Origin of the sequence: Streptomyces sp. NPDC048516, assembly GCF_043199875.1 — a bacterium.
Classification (GTDB): Bacteria; Actinomycetota; Actinomycetes; order Streptomycetales; family Streptomycetaceae; genus Streptomyces.
In genome coordinates, this window is sequence record NZ_JBICWS010000056.1 from 1 (window position 1) to 3,021 (window position 3,021).

Sequence of the window (3,021 nt, forward strand, 5' to 3'; positions counted from 1 at the left end):
CTGCTCAACCCCGCAGCACAAGGCAACCAACAATGGGAACCCGCATCTTCCGACCACGGGGCAAACCTCAACACCAACGAATAGGGAACCACCTCCCCCCCACAGCAGCGTCGTTGACGGTAACCAAAGTCCATGGCGGACCTCGGGTTCACCCTGGTACAACTCCTGCCGTACACCTGCCGGTTCCGGTGAGCGTGGATGCAGAACGGCCGTTCGCACCGAGGCTACTGCTGCTCCCACTGCTCCTTGGCGATCTCGTACCGTACGCCTCCATGCTCGGAGCCCTCGACCATCTCCATGTCGGAGGGAGTAGGGACGGTGTCCGCGATCGTCATTCCAAGTTTCTCCATGATGTTGCGCGAACCGCGGTTCACGGACATCGTCTCAGCCCAGACCATCCGCACACCCAGTTCCGTGAACGCCTTTCCCAGCAAAGCACGCGAGCCCTCGGTGGCATACCCCTTGCCCCAAGCCGCCTGCCGCAGCCGGTAGCCGAGTTCGACCTCGTCCAGCGGGCCCTCCGACTCGGGACGCAGGATGAACCAACCGATGAACGCGCCGCCGTCCTTCTCGTGCGCGGCGAACAGTCCGAGATCGCCGCCCCACTTCTCGTAGCCGGCGAGGATCTTCGGCAGGTCCCGCTCGCGGACGAGCTCCGGCGCCGTGGGATTGCCGCCGGTCAGGTAGCGCATCACCGCCGGGTCGCTGTCCAGCTCGATCAGCAGGTCCGCGTCATCGGCAGTGAAGCGGCGCAAGGCCAGGCGCTCGGTCTCCAAGTAGGTGTCCACGAGTCGATCATGCCTGAGGCAAGTCGGGCAGCCCAACGGTTTTCCTCGGCAACTCGGGGACCTTGCCATGGCAGGATGCGGCCTGGCGGCCTTCCTGCTCACGCCACTCACGGGCCACCGCATCGAGCAGGCTCTCCAACGGGAGGTACGGGCTGGCGCATGAGCGAAGCACGCTTCGACGAGATCATCCACCCGGGCAACCGACTCCAGATCTGCGCCATACTCGCCGCCGACTCCATGGCGTTCTCGGCCGTCCAAGAGACTCTGGGTGTCAGCGACTCCGTACTGAGCAAGCAAGTAAAGATCCTCCAGCGAGCCGGCTACCTCACCGTGACCAAGAAGACGTCGAACTCCCACCTGCGAACATGGCTATCCCTCACCCCCTCAGGCCGTGAAGCACTGGCAGGACACCTGGCCGAGCTACGCCGCATTGCAGATCTCGCGGATTCCGCCTGACGTCACCCAGAGTATGCGCTCCACAGAAAGTGATCCAGAACCCGAGATGGGGAGCCACCTCTATCGGGTGACTTCCGACGCGGTGGCGATAGGGCGCGGGGTGTCTGAGGTCCGTGGTGGCGGGGTGCCGGTAGCTTGGCGGCTCCGGGTCCGCTCGGGCTATGTCCCTGACAGGCATGGCGCTGGAGGACCCGGCTCCGTTACGGGCTGTGAAGTTCCGCGGCTTTTCGAACTCAGCGGCGGGACATGTAGAGGTCGAGGGCCTTGTGCAGGAGCTTGTTGAGGGGGAAGTCCCACTCGCCGAGGTATTCCACGGCCTGGCCGCCGGTGCCGACTTTGAACCGGAGCAGGCCCAGCAGGTGGTTGCTCTCGTCCAGGGTGTCGGTGATGCCTCGGAAGTCGTAGATGCTCGCGCCGAGCGTATGGGCGTCAGACATCATCCGCCACTGGATGGCGTTGTTCGGCTGGACCTCGCGCTTTCGGTTGGTGGAGGCGCCGTAGGAGTACCAGACGTGCTCACCGACGGTCAGCATCGTCGCCGCCGCGAGCACTTCGCCTTCGTGCTGGGCGAGGTAGAGGCGCATGCGGTTGGGGTCCTCAGCCGTCAGAGCGGTCCACATGCACTGGAAGTAGGTCAGCGGGCGTGGGATGAACCGGTCGCGTTCGGCGGTCTCGACGTAGATGTCGTAGAAGGCGGGCAGGTCGTCGTAGCCGCCGAGGACGACCTTGACACCTGCTTTCTCTGCCTTCTTGATGTTGCGGCGCCACTGCTGGTTGAGGCCGCGCTGGATATCCTCCAGCGACCGTCCGGCAAACGGGACTTGGAAGACGTAGCGCGGCTGACCGACGGCGAATCCGTCCTCGCTGCCGGACTCGGTCTGCTGCCAGCCCATCCGCCGAAGCCGGTCAGCGATGTCGAAAGCCCGCGGCACGTGCGCGGTGGCCTCGGCATCCCGCAGCCGCCTGGCCTGCGGGTCGGCGATCGCAGCCTTGACCGCCTCCGCACTCCAGCGGCGGGCGACGACGGGCGGGCCCATCTTCGCCGAGAACGCTCCCTGGGCCTTGAGATAGGCGAGCATCGGCTCCAGCCACTGCTCAAGATCCGGTGCAGCCCAGTCAATGACCGGCCCTTCAGGCAGATATGCGAGGTACCGCTTGAGCTTCGGTAAGGGCCGGAACAGCACCAGCCCCGCGCCGACGAGACCGTCGTTGTCGTCGAACCAGCCCAGACTCTCCGCCCGCCAGTCCGGCTTCACATCCCCCCAGGAGGGAACCTGCATGTGACTCGCCGAGGGCTGGGCCGTAACGAAGGCCAGGTGCTCCTCGCGGGTAATCGCCTTCAGGCGGAAACTCATGTGCAGTGCTCCTTTGCTCGGCGCATCAGCCTACTGAGGGCCACCGCCGTGCATCAGTCCCGTCCGCTCACCGCTCTGTGCTGTGCCGTTCGGACTCGGTGGCCTGGAAGCGGTAGGACTCGGTGCCGGTCTGGATGAGGGTGCAGCGGAAGGTGATCCGGTCGGCGATGGCCGCGCAGAGCCGGGGATCGGCGAAGATCTTGTCCCATTCGGTCTCGGGCAGCGGCATCCGGGTGGGTGGGACCTGCTCGGCAGCCTGCTTCGCCGTGGCGGTGGGGCTCATGCGCTGGTGCCCTTCTCGTCTTCGTGGTGTCGGTCACCGGCCTCAGAGGTCGTTTCATCCTGTTGTTTCATCCCGTGATGCGGTCTTTATTGTGCTGTGGGGTCGCGCCAGGAGATGGTGTTCTCGCCGGTGAGGCGGC

Annotated in this window: 4 protein-coding genes; 1 reads left to right on the plus strand and 3 read right to left on the minus strand. The window is 65.3% G+C overall.

All coding sequences use genetic code 11. From position 1 onward, the window contains the following. Window positions 1-224: 224 nt before the first annotated feature. Window positions 225-788, minus strand: coding sequence for a GNAT family N-acetyltransferase (locus ACGFR7_RS37440; protein WP_393328539.1), 564 nt, complete (start codon window positions 786-788; stop codon window positions 225-227). A gap of 159 nt (window positions 789-947) precedes the next feature. On the opposite strand from ACGFR7_RS37440, the gene ACGFR7_RS37445 reads away from it, so the two are divergent. After that, complete coding sequence (locus tag ACGFR7_RS37445) at window positions 948-1,244, plus strand: transcriptional regulator (protein ID WP_393328542.1); 297 nt, start codon at window positions 948-950, stop codon at window positions 1,242-1,244. Between the two features lie 233 nt (window positions 1,245-1,477). Here the strand turns inward: ACGFR7_RS37445 and ACGFR7_RS37450 are convergent, their stop codons facing one another. Further along, window positions 1,478-2,599 (minus strand): lipid II:glycine glycyltransferase FemX, encoded by a 1,122-nt coding sequence (locus ACGFR7_RS37450; RefSeq protein WP_393328545.1) that lies wholly within the window; start codon window positions 2,597-2,599, stop codon window positions 1,478-1,480. A gap of 67 nt (window positions 2,600-2,666) precedes the next feature. Beyond that, entirely contained in the window at window positions 2,667-2,882 is a 216-nt protein-coding gene (locus ACGFR7_RS37455) for an ATP-binding protein (RefSeq protein WP_393328547.1), read from the minus strand. Window positions 2,883-3,021: the final 139 nt, after the last annotated feature.